The sequence below is a fragment of the Arthrobacter sp. 05T47 genome (assembly GCF_056395825.1).
The window spans coordinates 17,917-39,696 of the sequence record NZ_JBFTKG010000022.1; the positions used below are offsets into that span (position 1 = coordinate 17,917).

At 62.1% G+C, this 21,780-nt stretch carries 22 protein-coding genes; 5 read left to right on the forward strand and 17 right to left on the reverse strand.

Annotated elements, in window-relative coordinates; all coding sequences use genetic code 11:
• Window positions 1–72 precede the first annotated feature (72 nt).
• Both AC1DEY_RS15165 and AC1DEY_RS15170 read left to right on the forward strand, forming a co-directional pair.
• Window positions 73–1,611, forward strand: coding sequence for an APC family permease (locus AC1DEY_RS15165; RefSeq protein WP_476868661.1), 1,539 nt, complete (start codon window positions 73–75; stop codon window positions 1,609–1,611).
• Between the two features lie 186 nt (window positions 1,612–1,797).
• Window positions 1,798–2,397, forward strand: a complete 600-nt coding sequence (locus tag AC1DEY_RS15170; RefSeq protein ID WP_476868662.1) for a TetR/AcrR family transcriptional regulator — start codon at window positions 1,798–1,800, stop codon at window positions 2,395–2,397.
• A 185-nt stretch (window positions 2,398–2,582) separates the two neighbouring features.
• On the opposite strand, the gene catA is transcribed toward AC1DEY_RS15170, so the two are convergent.
• The 3 genes from catA to AC1DEY_RS15185 are packed head-to-tail and all read right to left on the reverse strand — an operon-like array spanning window position 2,583 to window position 4,906.
• Window positions 2,583–3,431: a catechol 1,2-dioxygenase gene (gene catA / locus AC1DEY_RS15175; protein WP_476868663.1), complete on the reverse strand. Its 849-nt coding sequence runs from the start codon at window positions 3,429–3,431 to the stop codon at window positions 2,583–2,585.
• Between the two features lie 51 nt (window positions 3,432–3,482).
• Complete coding sequence (catC, locus tag AC1DEY_RS15180; protein ID WP_476868664.1) at window positions 3,483–3,773, reverse strand: muconolactone Delta-isomerase; 291 nt, start codon at window positions 3,771–3,773, stop codon at window positions 3,483–3,485.
• A gap of 29 nt (window positions 3,774–3,802) precedes the next feature.
• Window positions 3,803–4,906 (reverse strand): mandelate racemase/muconate lactonizing enzyme family protein, encoded by a 1,104-nt coding sequence (locus tag AC1DEY_RS15185; protein ID WP_476868665.1) that lies wholly within the window; start codon window positions 4,904–4,906, stop codon window positions 3,803–3,805.
• A 206-nt stretch (window positions 4,907–5,112) separates the two neighbouring features.
• Here AC1DEY_RS15185 and AC1DEY_RS15190 point away from each other — a divergent pair, with 206 nt between their 5' ends.
• Window positions 5,113–5,382: a hypothetical protein gene (locus tag AC1DEY_RS15190; protein WP_476868666.1), complete on the forward strand. Its 270-nt coding sequence runs from the start codon at window positions 5,113–5,115 to the stop codon at window positions 5,380–5,382.
• Window positions 5,383–5,484: 102 nt separating this feature from the next.
• On the opposite strand, the gene AC1DEY_RS15195 is transcribed toward AC1DEY_RS15190, so the two are convergent.
• Together AC1DEY_RS15195 and hpaC are read right to left on the reverse strand one after the other, a co-directional pair.
• Window positions 5,485–6,798, reverse strand: coding sequence for an amidase (locus AC1DEY_RS15195; protein ID WP_476868667.1), 1,314 nt, complete (start codon window positions 6,796–6,798; stop codon window positions 5,485–5,487).
• Entirely contained in the window at window positions 6,795–7,313 is a 519-nt protein-coding gene (gene hpaC / locus AC1DEY_RS15200) for a 4-hydroxyphenylacetate 3-monooxygenase, reductase component (protein WP_476868668.1), read from the reverse strand. The genes AC1DEY_RS15195 and hpaC overlap by 4 nt, the downstream gene beginning before the upstream one ends.
• 220 nt (window positions 7,314–7,533) lie before the next feature.
• Here hpaC and AC1DEY_RS15205 point away from each other — a divergent pair, with 220 nt between their 5' ends.
• Window positions 7,534–8,154, forward strand: coding sequence for a response regulator transcription factor (locus tag AC1DEY_RS15205; RefSeq protein WP_476868669.1), 621 nt, complete (start codon window positions 7,534–7,536; stop codon window positions 8,152–8,154).
• 157 nt (window positions 8,155–8,311) lie between these two features.
• On the opposite strand, the gene AC1DEY_RS15210 is transcribed toward AC1DEY_RS15205, so the two are convergent.
• The 7 genes from AC1DEY_RS15210 to AC1DEY_RS15240 are packed head-to-tail and all read right to left on the reverse strand — an operon-like array spanning window position 8,312 to window position 13,995.
• Window positions 8,312–9,271 carry a PDR/VanB family oxidoreductase gene (locus AC1DEY_RS15210; RefSeq protein WP_476868670.1) on the reverse strand — a complete coding sequence of 320 codons (960 nt, stop codon included), beginning with the start codon at window positions 9,269–9,271 and terminating at the stop codon, window positions 8,312–8,314.
• A gap of 47 nt (window positions 9,272–9,318) precedes the next feature.
• A complete protein-coding gene (locus AC1DEY_RS15215) occupies window positions 9,319–10,059 on the reverse strand; it encodes an SDR family NAD(P)-dependent oxidoreductase (protein WP_476868671.1) in 741 nt (246 codons plus the stop codon).
• Window positions 10,060–10,070: 11 nt separating this feature from the next.
• Entirely contained in the window at window positions 10,071–10,628 is a 558-nt protein-coding gene (locus AC1DEY_RS15220) for an aromatic-ring-hydroxylating dioxygenase subunit beta (RefSeq protein ID WP_476868672.1), read from the reverse strand.
• The gene (locus AC1DEY_RS15225; RefSeq protein ID WP_476868673.1) at window positions 10,618–11,898 is read right to left on the reverse strand and encodes an aromatic ring-hydroxylating oxygenase subunit alpha; all 1,281 of its coding nucleotides are present in this window, start codon (window positions 11,896–11,898) and stop codon (window positions 10,618–10,620) included. Before AC1DEY_RS15225 ends, AC1DEY_RS15220 begins: the two co-directional genes overlap by 11 nt.
• Window positions 11,895–12,434 (reverse strand): nuclear transport factor 2 family protein, encoded by a 540-nt coding sequence (locus tag AC1DEY_RS15230; RefSeq protein WP_476868674.1) that lies wholly within the window; start codon window positions 12,432–12,434, stop codon window positions 11,895–11,897. Before AC1DEY_RS15230 ends, AC1DEY_RS15225 begins: the two co-directional genes overlap by 4 nt.
• Before the next feature lie 2 nt (window positions 12,435–12,436).
• Window positions 12,437–12,832 (reverse strand): hypothetical protein, encoded by a 396-nt coding sequence (locus tag AC1DEY_RS15235; protein ID WP_476868675.1) that lies wholly within the window; start codon window positions 12,830–12,832, stop codon window positions 12,437–12,439.
• 23 nt (window positions 12,833–12,855) lie between these two features.
• Window positions 12,856–13,995, reverse strand: coding sequence for an acyl-CoA dehydrogenase family protein (locus tag AC1DEY_RS15240; RefSeq protein ID WP_476868676.1), 1,140 nt, complete (start codon window positions 13,993–13,995; stop codon window positions 12,856–12,858).
• A 164-nt stretch (window positions 13,996–14,159) separates the two neighbouring features.
• On the opposite strand from AC1DEY_RS15240, the gene AC1DEY_RS15245 reads away from it, so the two are divergent.
• A complete protein-coding gene (locus AC1DEY_RS15245) occupies window positions 14,160–15,677 on the forward strand; it encodes a PAS domain-containing sensor histidine kinase (protein ID WP_476868677.1) in 1,518 nt (505 codons plus the stop codon).
• Between the two features lie 370 nt (window positions 15,678–16,047).
• On the opposite strand, the gene AC1DEY_RS15250 is transcribed toward AC1DEY_RS15245, so the two are convergent.
• The 5 genes from AC1DEY_RS15250 to AC1DEY_RS15270 all read right to left on the reverse strand — a co-directional run bounded on the left by AC1DEY_RS15250 (window position 16,048) and on the right by AC1DEY_RS15270 (window position 21,779).
• On the reverse strand, window positions 16,048–17,601 hold the full coding sequence (locus AC1DEY_RS15250) for an FAD-dependent oxidoreductase (RefSeq protein ID WP_476868678.1): 1,554 nt from the start codon (window positions 17,599–17,601) through the stop codon (window positions 16,048–16,050).
• Window positions 17,598–19,082, reverse strand: a complete 1,485-nt coding sequence (locus tag AC1DEY_RS15255) for an FAD-dependent oxidoreductase (RefSeq protein ID WP_476868679.1) — start codon at window positions 19,080–19,082, stop codon at window positions 17,598–17,600. Before AC1DEY_RS15255 ends, AC1DEY_RS15250 begins: the two co-directional genes overlap by 4 nt.
• Window positions 19,079–20,473, reverse strand: a complete 1,395-nt coding sequence (locus AC1DEY_RS15260; protein WP_476868680.1) for an FAD-dependent oxidoreductase — start codon at window positions 20,471–20,473, stop codon at window positions 19,079–19,081. The genes AC1DEY_RS15255 and AC1DEY_RS15260 overlap by 4 nt, the downstream gene beginning before the upstream one ends.
• Before the next feature lie 96 nt (window positions 20,474–20,569).
• On the reverse strand, window positions 20,570–21,403 hold the full coding sequence (locus tag AC1DEY_RS15265) for an SDR family NAD(P)-dependent oxidoreductase (protein WP_476868681.1): 834 nt from the start codon (window positions 21,401–21,403) through the stop codon (window positions 20,570–20,572).
• A complete protein-coding gene (locus tag AC1DEY_RS15270; RefSeq protein WP_476868682.1) occupies window positions 21,393–21,779 on the reverse strand; it encodes an NIPSNAP family protein in 387 nt (128 codons plus the stop codon). Before AC1DEY_RS15270 ends, AC1DEY_RS15265 begins: the two co-directional genes overlap by 11 nt.
• Between the last annotated feature and the right edge of the window lies 1 nt (window position 21,780).

The following is a 21,780-nucleotide window of genomic DNA, read 5'->3' on the forward strand; positions in this document are numbered from 1 at the left end:
GGAATACCCCATGCAGCGTCGGTCAGCGTAGACCGCCTGCGTCACCCCTTAACCATTCCCCGGAGGCTGAAAATGTCCCACGAATCTCCACAAATCCCTGCCGCTACCCAACCACCGGGCCTGAGCCGGCGGACTCTTGGTGTTCCCGCCTTGGTCTTCATGACAATTGCGGCCTCGGCACCGCTCACGGTGGTCGCTGGCGGTTATCCCGCCAACTTTGCGGTGACGGGAGTGCTCGGGGTTCCCCTGTCCTTCCTTGTGCTCGGAACCTGCCTGACCCTGTTTACCGTGGGCTACGCCGCCATGAGTTCGCGAATTCGAAATGCCGGGGCGTTCTATGCGTACATCGCCCAGGGCCTCGGCAAGAGGACCGGCGTAGGAGCTTCCTTCGTGGCCCTCACCGCGTACAATTCCATCCAAATCGCCGTCTACGGTCTCTTTGGCTTTGCTTCGGCTACGTTCATCAATGAGAAGACCGGGGCGGATGTCCCGTGGTGGGCAACTGCCGGAGTTGCCTTCCTGGTCGTCGCGTGGCTCGGCATCAACAAGGTTGATTTTTCTGTGCGGGTAGTCGCCGTGATGGTGGGCCTGGAATTTCTTGCAGTCATCGTTTTCGATGTTGCCGCCTTTGCTGTGCAGCCGGAAGGCGTTTCGGCGACAGGCCTGTTGCCAAGCGATCTGTTTACCGCCGGAGTTGGCGCTGCCTTGGCATTCAGTATTGCCAGCTTCATGGGTTTTGAATCGGCGGCGATCTACAGCGAAGAGTCGAAAGACCCGAAACGCTCCATCGCACGGGCAACGTACATATCTGTAGCCATTATCGCCGTTTTCTACGCATTCTCAGCTTGGGCAATGATGACCGCTACAGGCCCTGGCCAAATCGTGGCGGTGTCCAGGGAATTGGGCCCCGGGCTGCTGTTTGCTTTTCTAGGTCAAAACGTCGGGACACTCATGGCAGACCTTGCGCAGATGATGTTTCTCACGAGTCTCTTTGCATCGCTTCTGGCATTCCACAATGCTGTTGCCCGGTACGTCTTCTCGCTGGCCAGGGAAGACGTGCTCCCAAAGCAACTGGCTTATGTCAACCCGCGCACCCATGCGCCTGTGGCCGGATCCATTGCCCAATCCATAACCGCGCTGACCGTCATCGTGGCGTTCGCTATTGCCGGCAATGCATCCGATCTGGGCCCGCTCTTTCCCGTCCTGACCCTCTTTACGTGGCTTTCGAATTCAGCCGCCGCCGGACTCGTTTTACTCCTGGTCCTGGTTTCCTTGGCTGTCGTTGGATACTTCCGCCGCAACGCCCACGAGCTTTCCCTTTGGACCACCGTCGTCGCCCCGGTGCTTAGCGCGCTGGCCCTCGGAGCCGTATTCGTGCTTATCCTGGCAAACTTCGATGTTCTCATCGGGTCCTCCGGCCCATCGGTTCTGTCCTGGGTGCTGCCGGCTATTGCGATCGTCCCCGGTGCCGCCGGATTGTGGTGGGGCCATCGCCTGAAGATCAAGTCTCCGGCTGTCTACGAATACATCGGCCATGGCGGCGAAGGCTCTCCGGAGGAGAACGAATATGATCTGCCGACGCCGGACTGCGACGAAGTTCGGGTCAATTAGCAAGAAATAGCTGGACTCCTGTGCGGCATCCTCCGTCCCCTGACATGGGACGGAGGATGCCGATCCGCGTTACCCCGTTCTTGGCTTGAACGGACAGAGCCAAGGCTGCTGCCCCAGGGCGCCGGACGAGGGTGCGACTACCCTAGAGGAAGTCCAGGGAAAAGCATCGGGTAGAGAGAGGTCTCCTTGCCGAAAATTGTCGATCATGACCAGCGGCGTGCAGATGTGGTCAGTGCCACGTGGCGGCTCATCGCCCGCGACGGCATTGAAGGCGCCACCATGCGGGAAATCGCAGCTGAGGCCGGATTCGCCAATGGCGCCCTCAAGCCCTATTTCGGGAGTAAAGAACATCTGCTTGCTTTTGCCTTCGAGCATGTCTTTCACGAAACAAACAAAAGAATCGACACGGCCACCGGAATCAATACCGGTCTGGCCGCTCTCCGTGTGTTCTGCCACGAGGTGCTCCCGCTGGATGAAGAGAAGGAGAACGAAGCCCGGATCGTGATCGGATTCTGGCAACGTGCGCTGGGAGATACGTCTAAGTCAGCGCTCCATGAACGGTCGATGGAACAGTGGCGCGAACGAATCCTGGTCCACTTGAGGGATGCCCGGGCTGCAGGAGAGATCTTCTCGACGGTGAGCGATGAAGACTTTGCCGGAATCCTTATGAATATGCTTCTTGGGGCGCAAATCAGCGTTGCCCTCGCCCCCGGCACCAGCACTCGGCTCCAGCTCATTTCCCAGCTGGAGGCCGTGTTGCATCTCCTTCAACCCTCCCAGGCATGAATCCAGCGCGGGAGCCTTGGAGCAAGGCGTAGGGAAGCAGCGCCACCTGCCAGCGCTTCCACCTGGTGATGTTCTAAAGAATTGACCTGCCGGGATCTGGCCCTGTCCGGACACAGCAAACCACCGGATGGCACCACATCCCCATCAAGGGAACGCGTGGACTGTGCCATCCGGTGGAAAGGGTGTTACTGGGCCGGTGCGAGTACGAAGTCGTACGTCACCTCTCGGCCCGTACCGTCTGCCTTGTCCTGCGGGTCGAGTACCAGCTCGGGCTTCACTGCCGAAGCGATGTCATCGCCAAGGTGCTTGTCGGCCGTGAAATACAGCTGGGTCGTGATCAGCTGATGGTCGGCTGCCGCGATCTTCAGGTGCAGGTGGGCCGGCCGCCATGCATGCCATCCGGCCGCCTCGATCAACTGCCCGCAGGCACCGTCGGTAGGGATCTGATAGGGCGCAGGCTGCACTGTGTGGATCTGGAAGAAACCTTCGGAGTCAGTTAGCGCCGTCCCCCGGAGGTTCCACTCGGGAATATTGGGGGCGAACTGTGAGTAAAAGCCCAGATCATCGGCGTGCCAGATTTCAATCGACGCCCCCGCCAGGGCTGCACCCGCAACTGAAGTTACTTTGCCCTGGAAAACCAGCGGCGTCCCTGGTTCGTCCTCGCGCATCGGGAGAGTCGCCGGCGACTCGAGGACCGGCGACCCCGGGACGTAGTACGGGCCTTCGATGGTGCCCTTGCTGCCTGCCCGGCCGCTGTTGGCGACTTCTTCCACCGCGTGTTCCAGCCATACGTCCAGGAAGAGCGGCCATTCCCCGGTTTCGCCAACCTGAATGAGCCACGTTTTCAGCGCGTTGTACTCCTCGTAGGTGACCTTTTCTTCCAGAACGGTTTCAACGAGGGCGTTAATGGCACGGGAGGCGAGTCGACTGACCCGGTCGGCGCCCACTTCCAAGGCCGAGGATTTGTCAGACCGGAAGCGCTCGGTGGCCTTGGCTCCGGAATCAGCGGCCGTCGCTTCAATTTCTACAGACATTTGATGTCCTTTCTTTGCTTTCCGCCTCCGCGTCGATGCGGAATTGGGTGGTTAGTGTTCGGATGCTGCGAGGGAGGAAGGGTGTTGGGCCAGGGGTGTGACCTGAATGGCCATGTAGGGGTACAGGGGCAGGCGCTGGAGAATTTCGTGCAGCTCGTCATTGCCAGCCACATCGAAGACCGAGTAATTCGCGTACTGGCCCACGACGCGCCAGAGGTGGCACCATCGGCCGTCGCGCTGCAGGGCCTGCGCGAGTTCTTTCTCGGCTGATTTGGCAGCTTCCGCTGTCGCCGGCGGGACATCCGCTGGGATGTTGACGTCCATTCGGACCAGGTAGAGCATTTTTCCTCCGTTTGTGGAAATGGCGGTCGCTACTTGTCCTGTCGGTAGCGTTCGAGTTTTTCGTTGTCGATTTCGGCGCCCACACCGGGGACCTGGGGGACCAGAATTTTTCCTTCGCGGATTACGATGGGGTCCGCGAGGAGGTCATCAGACATATCGAGGAAGTTCGACAGCTCACCCGCGCGGCGCGACGTCGGTTCGTGGGCTGCCCCAAAAGCGACCGTCGCCAAGGTGCCGATTTGCGTGTCGATTTGGTTCCCCATCACGACGTCGATGCCAAGACCCGTGCACAGCCCCAGAATTTGCTGCGCCTCAGTGAATCCGCTGCGCGCCGTTTTGATGCTCACGGCGTTGCATCCGCCCGAGAGCAACTCACGCGAAACGTCACCGGCCGTAGGGACGCTTTCATCACCGACAATGGGAATCGGTGATTTGTCGACCAACCGGCGCCGGCTCATCGTTTCTTTTGCATCGCAGGGTTCTTCCAGGAGGGACAGCCCAAGGGTTTCGGTGCGCCGCAAGACCTCGAAAGCCTCATTGGCGGTCCAACCGCGGTTGGCGTCAAGGTATAGGTCAATGTCAGGTCCCAAACCAGCCCGGAGTGTGTGGCACGCCTCAATATCCAGGATCAGTGGCTTGCGGCCGACTTTCAGCTTGAAGGTGGTGATCCCGTATTCACTGCGAACCCGAAGTGCTTCGTCCAGAAGTTCGGCCGCCGGCTTGAAACCGAGCATATGGCTGACATTCATCTCCGCGGCGTAACCGCCGAGAAGCGCCGATACCGGCATGCTTGCGGCCTTGCCGATGATGTCCCAGAGTGCGATGTCCAAGCCGCCCTTGGCGGTTTGGTTATGGACGGTCCTCGTGAGGATCTGGTGAATCTTGCCGCGGTCCAGCGGGTCCAAGCCCACGATGGCGGGTGCGAATACCTTGTTGATGATCGCCAGCACCGAGTCTTGTGTTTCCCCATAGGTGTAGGGCCGGGGTGGAACATCCGCTACGCCGGTCAGTCCTTCATCGGTGTGGATACGGACCAGCACATGTTCGGCGTCTGTGACCTCGCCGCTCGCGAAGGCCAGCGGCCTCGTGTACGGAATCGAGTAAGGAATTGTCTCGATGCGCTCAATCTTCACGGCATCTTCCTCTGGGTCATGGCGGCACATTTGCCGACGTCGGGTCCGGGCAAGGGAGGTCGTCCCTCCCCATGTGAAAGATTCTTTCCTTCCGCTCGTAAAGGCGACAGACGAAGTATCACCACGTCGAGTAAGGGTTTATCCCCTGTTGGCGCAGGGAAATTGCGTCGTACGGTGTCTGAAATACGATGCAAAGGAGTACCTGTATGCCGCATCCCAAGAACCACGACCGGATGTTCCTGACTTGCTACACGGACACGTTCGGATACGGGTGGCATCATGTTGATCTGTTCGTGCATGACGACGCCGGTCTGGAAGTGAACTGGGTCCACTGGCAGGTGGACGAGGACGGCCCTGCCGCAGCAGATGCGGTAACTGCCAGGGTGGAACCCCAACTGCGCCGAACTTCGGAGTGGAAGCACGGAGTAAGCGCCAATGGCTCCGAGTACTGGACCGCTGACGCCGCGTGGCGCTGACCGACAATGAAAGAAGGGCTCTGTTGGGAAACCCAACAGAGCCCTTCTTTTCGTCCGCTTTTTAGCCGAGTCGCGCCAGCTTTCCCTGCAACCGGCGGCCGGTCAATCGTCAAGGGGCAGCGTCCCACCGCGCTTGGCACCTGTCTGCCGCAAGGCTTCTTCGATGCGCTGCCCGATATCAAACAGCCGGGGTTCCCGCCCAGGAGCTCCGATAAGTTGCAGCCCCAACGGCATGCCATCGGCGGAGGTAAGTCCTGGAATGGTCAGCACAGGTAGGCCAAGCGCCTGCCAGGGGCGGCTGAGAATTGGGCTGCCGGTTGCTTCCAGTCCTGGCGGAGCGGCGCCCAGGGCCGCTGGTCCCAAAACCGCGTCAAAGCGCTCAAGGAGGGCGAGAACCCTCTGCCGGGACACCGCAATGAGCTCCACGGCGGCGGTGTATTCGTGGTGGGGCAGGGAACGGCCGGAGGTGAGGAGCTCGGTGAAGGGCACACTCAATTCATGGTGGTGTGCCAACTCTTCGGCGCGTGCTGCAGAGGCTTCGCTGGCCATGACCGTGGCATGATGCTCGGCGAGGTCCCGGACCATTCCATGGTCTGACCAATCGGTGAAATGGAACCCGGGTTCGTTGCTGAGAGTCGCCTGGGCGGCGGTTAGCGCCGCGGACATTTCCCTGGAGAGTTCGCCGAGCCCGCTTCCGGCCCAGAGCAGAAGTCTCACCGAGCCCAAGGGCTCATCCTGTTTTACTGTCTCGAATCGACTGAGGGATTCCCACGCATACCGCAAGTCCGCAACGGTCCTGGTGATCAGTCCCAGCGAGTCAAGCGAGTGGCTAAGGCCGGTTATCCCGGTAGTTGGGAATTGGTCCTTCGCGGCCACAAAGCCGGCCAGGCCGCAGTAGGAGGCCGGCCGGGTAAGCGATCCCGCGGTTTGCGTCCCCAACGCCAGAGGCACCATTCCGGCGGCCACTGCGGCCGCGGATCCACTCGAGGAACCGCCGGGGGTATGCGCAGGATTTACCGGGTTGCGCGTCGGTCCCGGGGCGAAGTATCCGAATTCGGTGGTCACCGTTTTGCCCACGATGATAGCCCCGGCTTCCCTCAACAACCGCACACAATCCGCGTCCGCCGTTGCTGGCTCGTGGCCGCGCAGTGGGCTGCCGCAGCCGGTTGGAAGGCCCTTGACGTCGATCAGATCCTTGACTGCAACCGGGATCCCCCACAGGGGTCCGTGCAGGCCAGCGGTTTCCAGCGCCTCCGCCTGCGCGGCTGACCCGTCGACGTCGACTCTCACCCAGGCGTGCACCGCGGGTTCTTTCGCACGCACCCGCTCGAGGGCATCGGCGAGGACCCGGCTCGGCTGGGTCCGCCCAGCCCTGAGGTCCGAAACCATCTCCAGGAGCGCGTCCGGGGACGTCAAACAGTCACCAGCTCAGGAGTCACGGAAAGGCGATGAAACTGCCTCTTGAAGTACACGAGGCTGTCACGCTCCCCCTGGACTTCAATACGCTCGACCTGGACGAAAATTACCGAATGGGATCCTTGCACGGAGCGATCGCTAATGCGCCCGACGATTTTGACCAATGCATCCCGGAGCACCGGCACGGATCCTGAGCTTTCCTCCCAGATATCCCAGCCAAAACGTTCCTCCATGGGTACCTTGGTGGCTCCGGAAAAGTGGCGGGCCAGTTCCTCATGTTCGCCGCTGAGGACGTTGATGCAGATTTCACCGTTACTGTTGAAAATGTCATGCGTTGCGCTGGACTGGTTCACGCAAACCAGGACCGTGGGAGGGGAATCGGTTACCGAGCACACGGCGCTGACTGTGATGCCCACCCGGCCGAACGGCCCGCCAGTAGTGATGACATTCACCGCCGCCGGCAAGTGCGCCATCGCAGACCGGAAGTCTTTCTGGATCTGACTGAGTTCAGGCATTTCTTCCTCCAAATGACGCGGCCCTCATTGGGCCTTCCATTAGTTCGTAATGAGAATCTAGGAGGAATTGGAGTTAATAAATATTGCAATTTGTGCCACTGATCGGCAGGTATCGCTTTAGCCGGGTAGGTAGCATCCTTACGGCGGAAGTATTGACTGTGCGGGCCGACCGTCGATAGCGTCGTTTAAGCCCATTTCTCTGCTCTGCAAGGTCGCCATCATGGATTTACCGGAAGCACTCGTGTACATTGTCGACGATGATCAGGAGCTATGCGATTCGTTGTCCTGGCTTCTGGAATCGGTCAACATCCGTTCCCGCATCTACAACGATGTCGCATCATTCTTGGACAACTACGACCCTTCCGTCCCGGCGTGCCTTGTCTTGGACGTGCGGATGCCCAGGACCGGAGGATTTCAGCTGCAGGAGACGCTGAACAGCATCTCCTCTCCGCTGCCTATCATTTTTGTTTCGGCACACGGCGACATCCGGATGTCCGTCAAAGCCCTCCAACAGGGCGCAGTGAACTTCCTCGAGAAGCCCTACGACCCCCAGCACATGCTGGACGTTGTCCAGGAGACACTCGAGTTGGCGCGTCAGCGCTTTGCATCAGACCGAAGCCGCCGGGAAATTGAGGAACGCATTGCGGGTCTGACCCCGCGGGAACGGCAAATCCTGGCCCTCGTCATTGACGGGCTGCCAAGTCAGAACATCGCACGGAAGCTGGGAACCAGTGTCAAGACAATTGACGTTCACCGGACCAGGATCAAGGCGAAGACCGGCGCTGACAGCATTGCCACGCTGGTCCGCGACATCCTTCAACATCACGTGTCAGTTCTTTGAAGATCCCGGATGAACGGGAGAGCAGTGAAGTCTCCCCCGCCGCGGCGGGGGAGACTTCACTGTGGTGCATCCTGAACAGGCGCTGATGGCTGCGGGTCAGTTCCCAGGAACAACATTCTTTAGTACGCGGAGGCGGGCCGGTCTTGGGTGCCGCCAGTCAGAAGAGCTCCAGTGTGAGCCGCGGAGATTTGGCTCGGGACACACAGGCTGCGATCTGGTCATTGGCTTTCTTTTCGCTGTTTGACATGCACTGGTCCCGGTGGTCGGGCTGCCCGCCCAGAACACCCATAATGCAGGTGCCGCAGATTCCTTCTTTGCATGAGGTGTCCACTTCGATCCCGTTGTCGGCAAGGACCTGAACAATGGATTTTCCGACAGGCACTTCGTACACTTCGTCGTCCAGTTCGACTTCAAACGGGGTGTCGCTGTCTGTGTCGGCTGGCTCGCCGGCCTGGAAATGCTCGATGTGGATGTTGTCCGCGGCAATAACGGCGGAGGCAGCTTCTTTCACCCGCTCCATAAAGCCCTGCGGTCCACACGTATACACATGAGACGAGCTGGTGAGGGGCGCCAGAACCCTGCCGAGGACTTCTGCTTGTTGGTCTCGGGTTAGGCCGAAGTGAAAGAAGACCCGATCACCGAAACCGCTTCTGTCCTTGAGCAGGTCGCAGAATGCCGCTTCCTCCCGGGAACGGGCGAAGTAGTGCAGCTCAAACTCTTCGTTGATCCTGTGAAGGTGATAGGCGATGCTGATCATCGGGGTCACCCCGATTCCGGCCGCCACGAGGACGTGCTGGTCCGCCCCTCGTGCCACGGACAGCAGGTTTCGAGGCGTGCTGATTTCCAGCTCCTGGCCCACTTCGACCTGATCGTGCAGCGCGGCCGAACCGCCGCGTGATGCCGCCTCGAGCTTGACCGCGACAACATAGTCGTGGAGTTCATCGGGCGGGCTGCAAAGCGAGTACTGGCGCATGACGGCTGTCGGTCCGACGACGTCGATGTGGGCGCCGGCCGGATAGGGACCGAACGGTGCCCCATCCGTACGCTTGAGGCGGAAGGACTTGATGTTGCTGGTTTCCTCCAGCACTTCGGCTACGCGTACTTTGAACATACCCATGGGGCAACGCTCCTTTCCTTTTCTGTTGGTGATGTGCTGGCCGGCGGCTAGCGCATGTAGAGTCCGCCGTTGATGTCCCAGCAGGCCCCGGTGACCGATGACGCCCCCTGGGAGGCGAGCAGCGCCACCGTGTCCGCGATAAACTCGGCATCCCCCAACCGGCCAACCGGAATGGTTGCCTTTATGATGTCGAGTTTCTGGGGATCAACGGTTTCGTAGACGACGGGAAGATCCAGCGGTCCGGGCGAGACGGCATTGACGGTCACACCGGAGGATGCAAACTCCCGGGCGAAGACCTTGGTGAGCGTGGACACGCCGCCTTTGGATGCGGCGTAGTGGGCGCCAGTGGCAGTCCCGCCGTTGTGTCCTGCGAGCGAGTGGACGTTGATGATGCGGCCGTAGCCGCGTTCCCGGAAATGTGGGCCAAATACCTGGCAGCCCAGGAAAGTTCCCCTGAGGTTGATATCCACATTTTCGGTGAATTCTTCCGGAGTGATTTCCAGAACAGGTGCCACCTTGGAACGTCCGGCGTTATTGACCAGGATGTCAGTGCCGCCCCATTTTTCAGCGAGAGCATCACGGACAGTTTCGAAGTCTGCCTTGCTGCGGATATCCAGTGCGCCTGCCCAGACAGTCTCCCCGGATGGGTCAAGAGCGTCGGCAAGGGGATAGACGGACTCTGCCGTGGTGCCCGTGATGGCGACGCGGAAACCTTCTTTATGGAGTTTGCGGGCAATGACTTCACCCAGCCCGCGGGCTGCGCCGGTAACGAGTGCGACTTTATTCATGGTCGAAGTCCTTAGAGTAGGAAGCCGGAGGCGTTCACGGCGGCGTCGGCGTTGACAAGGCGAATGAGCTTGAGCTCGATCCGGGCGTCGTCGCCGTCGAACCGGATGCGGTGGGTGAGATCGGCGCCAAGTACCTGGAATTTTTCACGTTTGAAGCCCACCAGTACCTGCGCGGAACGCAGCGTGACCGTTTCCGCTGTCTGCTCCTCCACGGTAAACCGTGAAATGGTCCGGGTGGTGCGTGCCGCGGCCMCAGCCGACATGGAGTAGCCCTGAACCAGGCGCGTGATGCGCATGTGCCTCATCCGGGCGTCGTCGTAGACCATGTTTAGGGATGATTCGAAGTCGTCCGTGTCCGGATCGACAGGGATGACGTACTTCGCGTCGTCCGTGTAGAGGGTTTGCCAGGCCTCGTATGCCTTGTCGTCGAGGAGCCGGGCTTCGTGCCAGATCAGCTCGATGGCGCGTCCCACCTGGGGATCGGCGAGCTTGCCCAGGCCAAGGTCGGAGGGTTCCTGTGCGGGGCGGTTATCAATACCGGTGCTCTCTTCGATGGTCTCAGCGGTCATCGTTCATCATCCTTTTCCACATTGCGTATGACTCGCGCATGCCGGTTTCGTCTGTGACATGCGACGTTTTCCACCCCTCATCGGCGGCCACTTCCCGGCCCAGCCCACGGTTGACCAGGATGGGCATCTCGGGGTTGGCCACGGCTCCGCGCTGGACCCGGTCCCATGCTTCTGAATCGTCGGAAGTGCCGAACCCGAAGGGTCCTTGGAAGTGTTCGTGGATGCGCAGGCGTTCCCGGTTTACGCTGTCCGGTCCGCCGTCGAGGCCCAGTGCCATGTGCTGGATTTCGGTTTCGTTCACGGAGATCGGCCGCAGAACGCGGAAGAACGACATTGACAGGGACAGGTTCGGGAACAGATTCAGGTTGTATCCCGCGCCGTGCATTGATCGCACGATGCGGCGCACCTGCTCTGGTGGCATCTTTTCGGAGAGTTCGTCGATGATGGGACGGAACCTCTCTTGGAGTTCTTCCGTGCCGTCGTCGACTTCCAGATCCACGTGCTCGGGGACCATGATGGCAACGCTGTGTCCGTTGCCGAGTGCGTGGGTCACAGCTTCCTCGTCCGTCATGAAGGACAACATGTCTGCCGTTTCGGCGTCCACCGAGGCCATCCAGGAGCGGTGCACGATCGGGAAGTGGTAACCGTCTGTGGTGTTTTCCAGCTGGATTTTCCAGTTTCCGTCAAAACGGAACTTATGCTCACCCTGGACCTTGACCGGGAAGCCGGCCCCCTGCTTCATGAAGCGATCGATCCATAGCTTTGCATCCCCAAGAAAGTCCGCCAGCGGTTCAACGTCCGTCTTGAAGCTGGCGAAGATGAGACCGTTGTAAGTTTCCACGCGCAGCCGCTGCAGGGGCAGGTCACGCTTCTCGGCAACGCCCTCGTAGCCGTCGGGATACGGGATGCCGCGCAGGTTCCCTTCGAGGGAGTATGACCAGGAGTGGTAGGGGCAGGTGAAGCCGTTGGCTTTGCCTTTGGGTACTTCGCAGACGCTCGCTCCCCGGTGCCGGCACCGGTTCAGRAGGACATTGAAGGTTCCCTTCCGGTCGCGGTTGACGATCACCGGCTGCAGGCCGATGTGAGACATCTTGAAGCTCCCGGCGTCGGGAATCTCACTTTCGTGTGCAACCCACACCCAGGTGCTGTAGAAGATCTTCTCCATCTCCCAGTCGAAAATCTCGGGGTCTGTGTAGAGCCTGGCCGCGACGCGGTCCTCGGCTGCCAGTGATGCGAACTCGGTGGCCCGGTCTGAAGTTGGGGCGGTCATCGGTACTCCTTAAGATTTTGCAGGTTAGGTGTTGCTTGTTCACTGAGATGGGCGCCGAACGGGCGTGCGGAGGAGAACATCTTTTCTGTCCGGAAATGGCTGATGACGGCCGTGCCGTTGCGTATGTCAAAGTCGACATTTAGCCGGGCAAATATCAGGTCCAGGTCGCCGTTCCCGTACTCGGAGAGTTGCTGCATGATCCAGCTCCCGGCAGCCGTTCCCGCGGAGACAGTGATGTGGCCTTCGCCCAGGAGGTGGATGTTCCTCCGAAAGTGCGGCGACGGCGGGAGGTATGAGCCCAACATGGCGCAGATGGATTCCCGGCCTTCGATCCGGCCGAACTTGCTGCCATAGTCCGGACCGATTCCTTCCCAGATTGCCTCGTCGGAAAAGAGTGCTTCCAGGACCTCCGGCGCATAGGCGGCACGGGGCACGTCGCATAGGTCCATGTAGCGGCTCATGGTGCGGCGGACTGCCCCGGTGGCTTCGACAGCTGTGAGGCGCTGTGCAAGCTCCGACGTCGAAATAGGTGCCATGGTCAGCCGGCCGCCACTGGGACGTCGTCCCGGATGACGTCGTCCCGAATGATGAGGGCGCGTCCGATCCTGGCCTCGATCTTGGCGTAGTGCCACAAAGCGTGCTCGCCCACCATGGTGGTCCGGAACAGATTGCACGCTGCCTTGATCGTTTCCTGGCTGTCGACGTCGGCCAGGATGTAGCAGGTCCAGGGCCAACCATCGGAGGGACCGACCATGTGGGAGTCGTCATCCATGTTGCCGATGACATTGACGCCGTCCATCTGGCCCATTTCGGACATCATGCCGGAAAAGGCGGTCCAGACGGCGCCGATGCCGCTCTTGGGCAGATCGAAAAAGTTCTGGTTGATGCCGATGCAGAACAATACGCGCAGTGGATCTGCTGGGTTTGTAGTCACGTTCTCTCCTTGTTGCCGCAGGTTCAGATGAAGGCCGGGATGGACGGCGGAATGTCCATAAGGACCGCGCCTGCCCCGTCGTAGATGCCGTCGCCCAGGAAAGCGTGCTGGGTTACGACCGAGGCGTCCCTGAGGTAGCGCTGCATGGGGTTGGCATCGTAGATGGCCGCAGTCCCCGAGAGGGTGTAGGCGGCCTGCACGGCGGCGGCGCCGACCTTGGCGACATGGGTCGACGCCAGGCGCAAGAGCGCTTTCTGCTTGTCTGTCGGGCTGTCGCCGGTCTCGACCGTGGCATAGACCTCGTCGGAAATCTCGTAGAAGAAGGCCCTGGCAGACAGCAGCGCAGCTTCCGCCTTGGCTATGTCAATCCGGTAGTAGGCGCGGTCCGCCAGCTTGGGTGCGCCCGTGATCCCGGTGCGTCCACTGCCGGCGCGGATTGCGTAATCCAGAGCGGCGCGTCCGGTGCCGAGATTCACGGCCGCAAGCACCTGGGCGGCATATGCGATAGCGGGATAGCGGTAAAGGGGCTCGTCGACAGTGGGCTCCCCACCGCGGACGAAGGTCCACTCGTCGGGAACAAATTGACCGTGAACCCGCAGATCGTTGCTGCCGGTGCCCTGCAATCCGACCACGTCCCAGTTTTCGACGATCTCAACCTGTTCCGGCCTCAACAACGCCGTGAGTGGTTTGCCTTGGGTTCCCTCGCCGCCGGCGAGGCCCACGCCAATGATGTCAGCCCCCCGGCAACCGCTGGAGAACTTCCACTCCCCTGAAACTTTCCAGCCTCCGTCAACGCGCTCAGCCTTCTGCACGGGGAAGAGACCGCCGGCAAACACGACGTCGGGGCCACCGCTGTAGAGGGCGGCTTGGGTTTCCAGCGGCAAGGCTGCGAGGTATACGGCTGAACCGAAGCTCGCCACCCAGCCCGCCGAGGCGTCAACCTGTGAGATGCGCTCTACGATGCGCAGGAATTCCGACGGCGGCAAAGCATCGCCGCCGAAGCGCCGCGGAGTCGCTGCCCGGTACACGCCGGCCTTCTTGAACGCCTCAATAACATCCGTCGGGACTGATTTTTGGGCACTGAATTCGTCGCGACGGCGCTCGACTGTAAGCAGCACTTCATCCAGAGTGATCGGTGATGCGGCATCCAGGACATTTGTCATGTTGGGCTCCCACGGGTTGGTCGTCGTCGTTGTCTGTTTCCCAAGCTATGACGCGGTTAGGAACGCAACAATTGGTGATTCACTCCCTACCCCGGCGATAAAACTTCCCCGGCCTAAAGAATTCACCTATGTCGGTCCGGATTCTGTGCGCAGTAGGATCTGGTGTGTCTACTTCCCTGCCGTTGCCCGGCGATGAACGCGAACAGCAGTTCCCGAGTCGCTCGGATTTCGCCCGGTTCATGCAATCCCTCACCCATTGCATCCTCATCCATGACGCCGCCACGAAGGACATCCTGTGGGCCAACCCGGCGGCGTGCGACATGCTCGGCTTCACGTTGTCAGAGCTGAAACCGCTGAAGGCCCCAGACATGAGCAGCGCCGATCCCCGCTTCCGGCGCGCAGCGGGCGTCCAATGGCTTCAAGATGCCGCAGACCACGGCACTAGCCGTACGGAATGGATGTATCGCTCCAAGAGCGGGCGCGATTTTCTCACCGAGGCCATAGCGGTCAGGGTCAATCTCGCAGACCGCTCCATAGTTATGGTGCAATTCCGCGATATCGAAAAAGAGGAGTCGCTCAAATCCGACCTTCAACGTACTGAGGGGCGGCTCCAGGCTTTCCTGAGTCACATGGCGGAGGGGATCCTTGTCATGGACGCCGATTCGGTGGTCAGCTATGCCAGTTCGGCCGCTTCGGACCAGCTTGGCCTCAGCACCGCCGAGCTGGTGGGAACCAAGTTTCTGGAGCTCTGCTCCCCCGGCTCAAAGCAGATGCTTGAAAAAGCCCTGGCCACTCCCCAGCCGGACGGATCTGCCACAAGCATCCGGCTGGAACTGTCCCGCCCCGACAAAACCAAGGTGTGGGTGGGGGCCAGTTGCCAGCACATCGAGCTGGAACGTGATCTTAAAGGGACGCTCGTACTCCTTCATGACATCACCGATCAGGTCGCCGCGGAGGAACAACATCGTCGGGACCTCGAGCACCTCAACTATCTTGGTCGCTACAACGCCATGGGAGACATGGCCATGGCCATCGCCCACGAGTTGGGGCAGCCGCTGGCCGCCGCCACCAACTTCGTCGACGGCGTGTCCCGACGGCTGCGCAATCCAGACACTGCCGTGCAAGACCTGGAGTACGGCCTGGAAAACGCCAAAAAACAAATAAACCGCGCCAACCAAATCGTATCCAGCCTTCGCGCCTTCGTTGTCCAGCTTGAACATTCCGAACAGATTGTCGACCTCAATGAAATCGTCGAAGACTGCCTGTATTTCATCCAGCTCCGCGGCCAGCAGCACGAAACGGAAATTCAGGTTGTCAAGAGCGATGCGCCCATCTGGATTCGATGCGAAAAAATATTGACCGGACAGGTGATCCTGAATTTGTGCCACAACGCCATCGACGAGATGTCCACATGGCCGCGGCGCGAGCGCCATGTCACCATCACCACATACGCCACGGCGGAATCGGGCGTGTTCCGTGTCGCCGACCGGGGTAAGGGCATCGCACATGTCCCGGACGGGAGAATTTTCGATGGCGTGTTCACCTCTAAATCCACGGGCAGCGGAATAGGCCTGGCCCTTAGCCACCGGATCATCACACGCCAGCATGGCAGGCTATGGGCGGAAGAGAATGAGTCCAGGGGTGCCTCGTTTACTTTTGAGCTTCCATTGGCCAACGAATGAGAACACCTGATATGTAGTTCTCGATTTCCCCGGGCTTTGAGCTGGCTCTCGGTCCAGCGACGGGAAGTAGGTTCACACCAGCGGACGACGGCGGGACTCCCCGCCGTCGTCCGCTGGTGTTGGGTGCCGAGGTCGCTCCGGACCAGATGCCTGTGTCGCTGCTGCCGCTAAGCCAATACGAACTCACCACGATCGTGGTCTTCCTCACCGTGGGAGGTGCAGCAGCCGGACTCGCGGTGCACCTCTGGTCTCCCGCCGGACGGCGACTGGTGGCGTGGTGCGCTGCAGCCGGCATTCTTGTGGTTCAGTTCACGGCGCACGACATCCTCGTCCGGTCAGACCGCAAAGCACTCATCCAGGGAGTAGACCCTCAGCCCACGGCGACTCCCGCGGCGACTCTCAGGTCGCCACGGCTCGCGGCTTGGGCCACGTTGCGTCCGGCGATGCGTCCGGAAACCATCGCCCAGCCGATGTGCAACCCGTGGTTGAGCAGCTGGAGCCCGCCCTGCCCGGTTGATCCGGCAGCCCACAAGCCCGGGATGGCTTCGCCTTCGGCCGTGGTCACCCGGAGTTCGGTGTCGACTGCCAGTCCGCCGTCGGCCAGGGTAATAAAGGCGTTCATCGGGCCGAGCGCGTAGAACGGCCCCTCGGTCACGCCCTGGCCCAGGTGCTGGCGGTCGAAGTCGCCGTCCTTGCCGGCCGCCACCTTGGCATTCCATTCCTCAACGCTCGCCGTCAACACCGCGGAATCGAGGCCGGTGCTCGCGGCCAGTTCCTCGATGGTGCCGGCCCGGTGGTAGACGTCCGGGCGGTACCGCTTGTAGTCGTCAACGTAGGCGTAGGCCACGCCGGGGAACGTGGAGACCGGATTGGGCCAGGCCGAGAACTTCTTGGCCACCCGTTCGTCGAAGATCATGTACGCGGTGTTCTTGGCGTCCGCCGCGGTGGCCCGAGCCATGGCCTTGTCCGAGTCCTCGTTGGCGATGCGCTTCCCGCCGTGGCCCACCAGGATCGCCCCGGCGCGGTACATGGTGTTGTTGGGGCCAACCCAGCTGGTCAATGCTCCGCGGACCACGTAGGCCAGGATCTTCCGTGGCAGACGCTCGACTACCAGGCGCATGGCCTTGGAAATGAGCGGATGGGACGGCAGCATCTTGATCGGGTCCACCCGAGTAGAGGGGGCAAAGCGAAGCCCTTCATACAGGCGGTCCATCTGGATCATGACCCCGCCTGCGTCGGCCCCGAGCTTGAAACCATCGCCGGTGTTGTTGGGGTTAACCGGCGGGATCTTGGCCGCCTCCTCGCCCACGAACTTGGCCTTCATTTCGGTCGACGCCGAGTAGTCGCCGGTGGCCAGGATGACGCCACGGCGGCCGAAGTACTCCCTGCCGTTGGCACGCGCGCCGATGACCTCGCCGTCGGCGTTGCTCAGCAGTTCCTCCACGCGCATGGAGGTGTGGATGACGACGCCGCGCTTCCTGCACTCGCGCAGCAGCGCCTCGGCATAGGCTCCGGAGTTCGGCAGGACGTTGTGCATGCGCGGCTTCTCGTAGGGCGGTTCCGGGGTGGGGCCGAGGAACTGCACGCCGATGCTGCTGAGCCACTCCACCGTGGGGCCCGCATTTTCGGCGAGGATTCGGCGCAGTTCCTTGTTTTCGCGCTGCTCGAATTCGCCGTTGGCCAACTTCATGTCCTCGACGAACAGCTCGATGCTGTCATTGACCCCGGCACGGTACTGGTAGGCCGTGTTGGCCGCGGTGAAAGAGCCCACGGACATCGCCGTGCTGCCGCCCACCTTCGGGCACTTTTCCAGCACGATCACCGTGGCACCGCTGGTGGCCGCGGAAATCGCGGCACTCATGCCGGACCCACCGCCGCCGATCACCAGGACGTCTGCTGTTGAACTCGCTGCTGTCGAAATCACAGTGCATTCCTTTCAATTCCGTGCCCGTCGGCGGCGACGGCGCCGCTTCCGTTCCGTACCAATGCGGCCGCCCGTTCGGCCGCCGAGGTCCCGGCCCAGCGGCCGGTGATGTAGCCGGGGGCGAGGCCGCCGGCGTAGCCATAGTTGGACAGCCCGCCGATATCGGCCCCGGCGGCGTACAGCCCCGGTACCGCCGCGCCGTCGTGGTCCAGAGCCTCGCCGCGCGCATTTGTGCGGATCCCGCCGAACGTGAACGTGATGGACGGCTGGACCATGAGTGCGTAGAAAGGGCCATTTTGCGGCGCCCGCGCGGAGGACGAGACCGGAATGCCATCGGCGGTGCCGCCCTGGCCCGCAAGTTCCGCATAGCTATCCAGGGTGCGCGAGAGCTGATCGCGGTCAACGCCCCAGCCGGCCAGCATGTCCACGAGTTCCGGCAGAGTCTGTGCGACGGCGTGCTGCCCGCCTGCGTCGATGGCGATGCCGAGACGGTCGATGCTGCCCAGGCCCGGGAACGGTTCCTCGAGCACTTCCGTGCTCCGCACGAACTCATCGAAGATGAGGATCCCGCGCGCTTCGGGCTGGAAGGTGACGGCCTGGTTGAGCAGTTCGTCGCCGTCGGTCTCGTCCGCAAAGCGCTTGCCCTGCAGGTTCACCAGCACCGTGGAGCCGGAGTAGTACTGCGAATAGGGCAGGTAGTGTTCCGTCTCGAAACTGGAGAGCGGATATGGCAGCAGGTGCCCGTAAAAGGTGCTCATCGCCGTCGTTCCGCCGGTTCCTGCGGCGCGCGCGAGGCGCAGCCCGTCGCCGACGCTGCCGGGATTGGAGCGCAGCACCAGCCGGTCCGCACTGGGGCCGATGGACCGCGTCAGTTCAGCGCGGTCACCCTGGAATCCGCCGCTGGCGAGTACGRCGGCGCCCGCCTCGTACCGGATGCGGCGCCCGTCGATGGTGCGCACCAGGACACCGGTGACGGTGCCGCCGTCACGCATGAGTTCGGTAACGACTGCTCCCGCGGCGGTCTCTCCCCCGGCCGCGAGGACCCGGTCCCGGCACCAGGCCAGGATGCCGTGGATGTCGGTGGAGTAGCCGATGCCGAAGGTCATGATGTCCCGCTTCGGTTCCTCGGCAACCCGGACGCCGGAGGACCGCAGCTCGGCCAGCGCTTCCTCGTAGTCGCCCACGAGTCGGCTGCCGAGGTCCACGTTGCCCAGCGGAATCCGCTTCCGGTAGGCGTCGACAGTGGGTGCGGTCCAGAACATGCCGGCCGAGAGCGCTGCCGATCCGCCGAACGCCGCCTGCTTCTCCAGCAGTGCTACTTTGGCGCCCCGCCGGGCGGCGGTCATGGCCGCGGCCGAACCGCTGACGCCTGATCCGACCACCACCACGTCCACGCGGCGGACCTCGTCCACGCCATGTAGCCCGCCCACGCCACGGTGCCGGACCGGAACACTGTCCCGATGCTGCGTTGCCGTGCTCATTGCGTCACGCCCGATGCCAGCTTGGCGGCGGCGTGCTCGGCGGCGATGCGGCCGAAGACGGCACCCTTGCCCAGCGACGTGCCGGTCATGTAGGCGGCGCCGTGGAATCCGCCGGTGAGCTCACCGATGGCGTACAGGCCGCGGATCACCTCGCCGTCGACGTCCACCACCTCGGCGTTGGGATTGATGGTCAGGCCACAGTAGGTGGTGGTCATCAGCGACTTGGCCGGGTAGGCGTAGAACGGTCCCTGGTCCAGCGGCAGGAGCTCGCCCACCCCGTTGCACAGGTTCCTGCGGCCCACTTCGTCCCCCTCGCGGCTGGCTACCGAAGCGTTATAGCGGGCTACGGTCGCCATCAGGGCTGCGGCGTCGATGCCGGCGGCCTCGGCCAGTTCCTCCAGGGTGTCGGCCTTGAAGATGTGGCCGAGGTCCTCGATCATGCCAATGTCATTGAGCGGGATACCGGGATGCGATTTGGCCCGGACCTTCGCGTCGAAGATCTCGAAGCCCAGTCCCTCAGGCTGCTTGAGAACCTCGCGGCCCAGGGTCTTGTAGGACTTGGACTCGTCAACGAACCGCCGGCCGTCCTTGTTCACGATGATGGCGCCCATGTAATAGGCCGTGAGCAATTCATGGAACTCCTCGCCGGTTTCCGGGTGGGAGCCGTACGTGGCGGTGATGTAGGACATGTCCGCCACGCCCGCGCCCAGTTTCCAGGCCATCTTGAGGCCGTCACCGGTGTTGCCCACCCCGCCGTACGGAATGGCCGCCAGCTGCTCCGGCGCAAAGGTGCGCAGCAGATCGGTGCTGCGGCTGAAGCCGCCGGTCGCCAGGATCACGCCGGCGCGTGCGTTGAACAGGGACTCGGTACCGTCGGACTCGACGACGACGCCGGTCACCGGGCCTTCGTTGCTGCGCACCAGCCGGACGGCGCGGTGTCCCAGCCGCGTGTCCCCGCCGCTTTCGGTGAAGGTCCGGTGCATGTTGGCGAGCAGTTCGGTGATCACGGTGTTGTGGCTGCGCGGCGCGGACTGTCCGGAGCTGATTTCCAGGGCCCGGAACTTCGCGCCCTGGTCCTTGAGCCAGTGGTAGGTCTCGTCCTGGCGTTCGAGATAGGCGTCCAGCAGTGCACGGTTGTTGACGCCGCCGCCAGTGGAGAGCAGGTCCTGCAGGAACAGTTCCGCGGAGTCCTGGACACCTTCGGCCGCCTGCTCTGCGGTCCCGGAGAAGGCGAAGAATCCGCCGCTCATGGCTGAGGAGCCGCCAAGCTTGGCGGTCTTTTCCAGGAGCGCCACCTTGAGGCCGGCTTGCGCCGCGCTGGTGGCTGCAGACTGTCCCGCGATGCCAGATCCGAGAACCACCACATCGTAGTCGTATTGGGGCATGGTCATGGTGCTGTCCCTTTCAGGGGTTTTTGTCATTGGTTCTGTCGCGTCTGTTCTGTCACGTCGGTTCTGTCACGTTCCGTGGCGGCGCGGCCAGGCGTTTCAGCAGGTGAGGAAGCCGCCGTTGACGTCCAGGCTGATGCCGGTGATGTAGGTGGACTGATTACCGGTGAGGAAGGCCACCGCGTTGGCGATCTCCTCCGGCGTCGCAAAGCGCTTCATGGGGACCTGGCCGAGGAGTCTGGCGTCCTGGGGTACGTCGCCCATCATTGGAGTTTGCACGAATCCCGGTGCCACGCCGTTGACCCGGATCTTGAAGTCGGCCAGTTCGTGGGCAAGGCTGGCCGTCAGGTTCTGCAGCGCCGCCTTCGATGCCCCGTAGACCACGGAGCTGGGCAGGAACGGGCCGAAGTCCGCGTCCGGGCCTCCACCGGTCCCGGTCTTGGCCGTGATGGAAAGCAGGTTCACGATGCTGGCGGAACCGTCCGTGGGCATGTGCCGGTAGACCTCGCGGACCAGAAAGAACGGCGCCGCGACATTGACAGCCATTACGGTGTTCCACTCCTCGTCGCTGAGGTCAAAGAAGCGGATCTTGCCGCCGCTGCGCTTGGGTGAAATGCCGACCGCGTTGACCACCACCCCTACCGGGCCGGCCTCGGCCGCGAAGGCGGCCAGTTCCTTGTTGGTGTCTCCGTCGGCCAGGTTGCCGGCAAAACCGCGGTGTTCGGCCCAGCCCACTTCAGGGAGCGCCGCGGCCGTCCGGTCCGCCGCGTCCTGGTCGAGGTCAGCGACGACGACGGCGTAGCCTTCCGCGGCGAGGCGGCTGCTGATCGCTTGGCCGATGCCGCCGGCGCCGCCGGTCACGATCGCCGTCTGCAGCAGCACGGGCTGCTTGAGCGTTTCCGCATCGAATGTGGCAGTGGGGTCACTGGTCATGGCCGGGCTCCTGGTTCCGGCTGAAGGCCGTGTGTGGGTCGGTGACGGCTACGGGCAGGGCGCGGATCGGCGAGAAGGACGTGGGGTACATGATCCGGTTCTCCATCGTCATGATCATGGGCCGGATGATGGCCAGGCATTCCTGCCATTTCCCGCTCTTGGCGAGCGCTGCGCGGCGGGTCCGGCGGTCCTCCAGGTCCTCGTAGGCCCAGAAGTGGTTGAGCTCGTTCTGTCGGCCGAATTCGGTGACGAAGTAGCCCAGGAAGCCTCCCAGGATCGGTTTCTGCGCGGGCAGGCCGATGCTTTCGTAGGCTTCGAGGTACTCGTTGAGTCGTGCACCGGTGTGCAGGACGTAGGTCCGCTGTTCAACAATCACG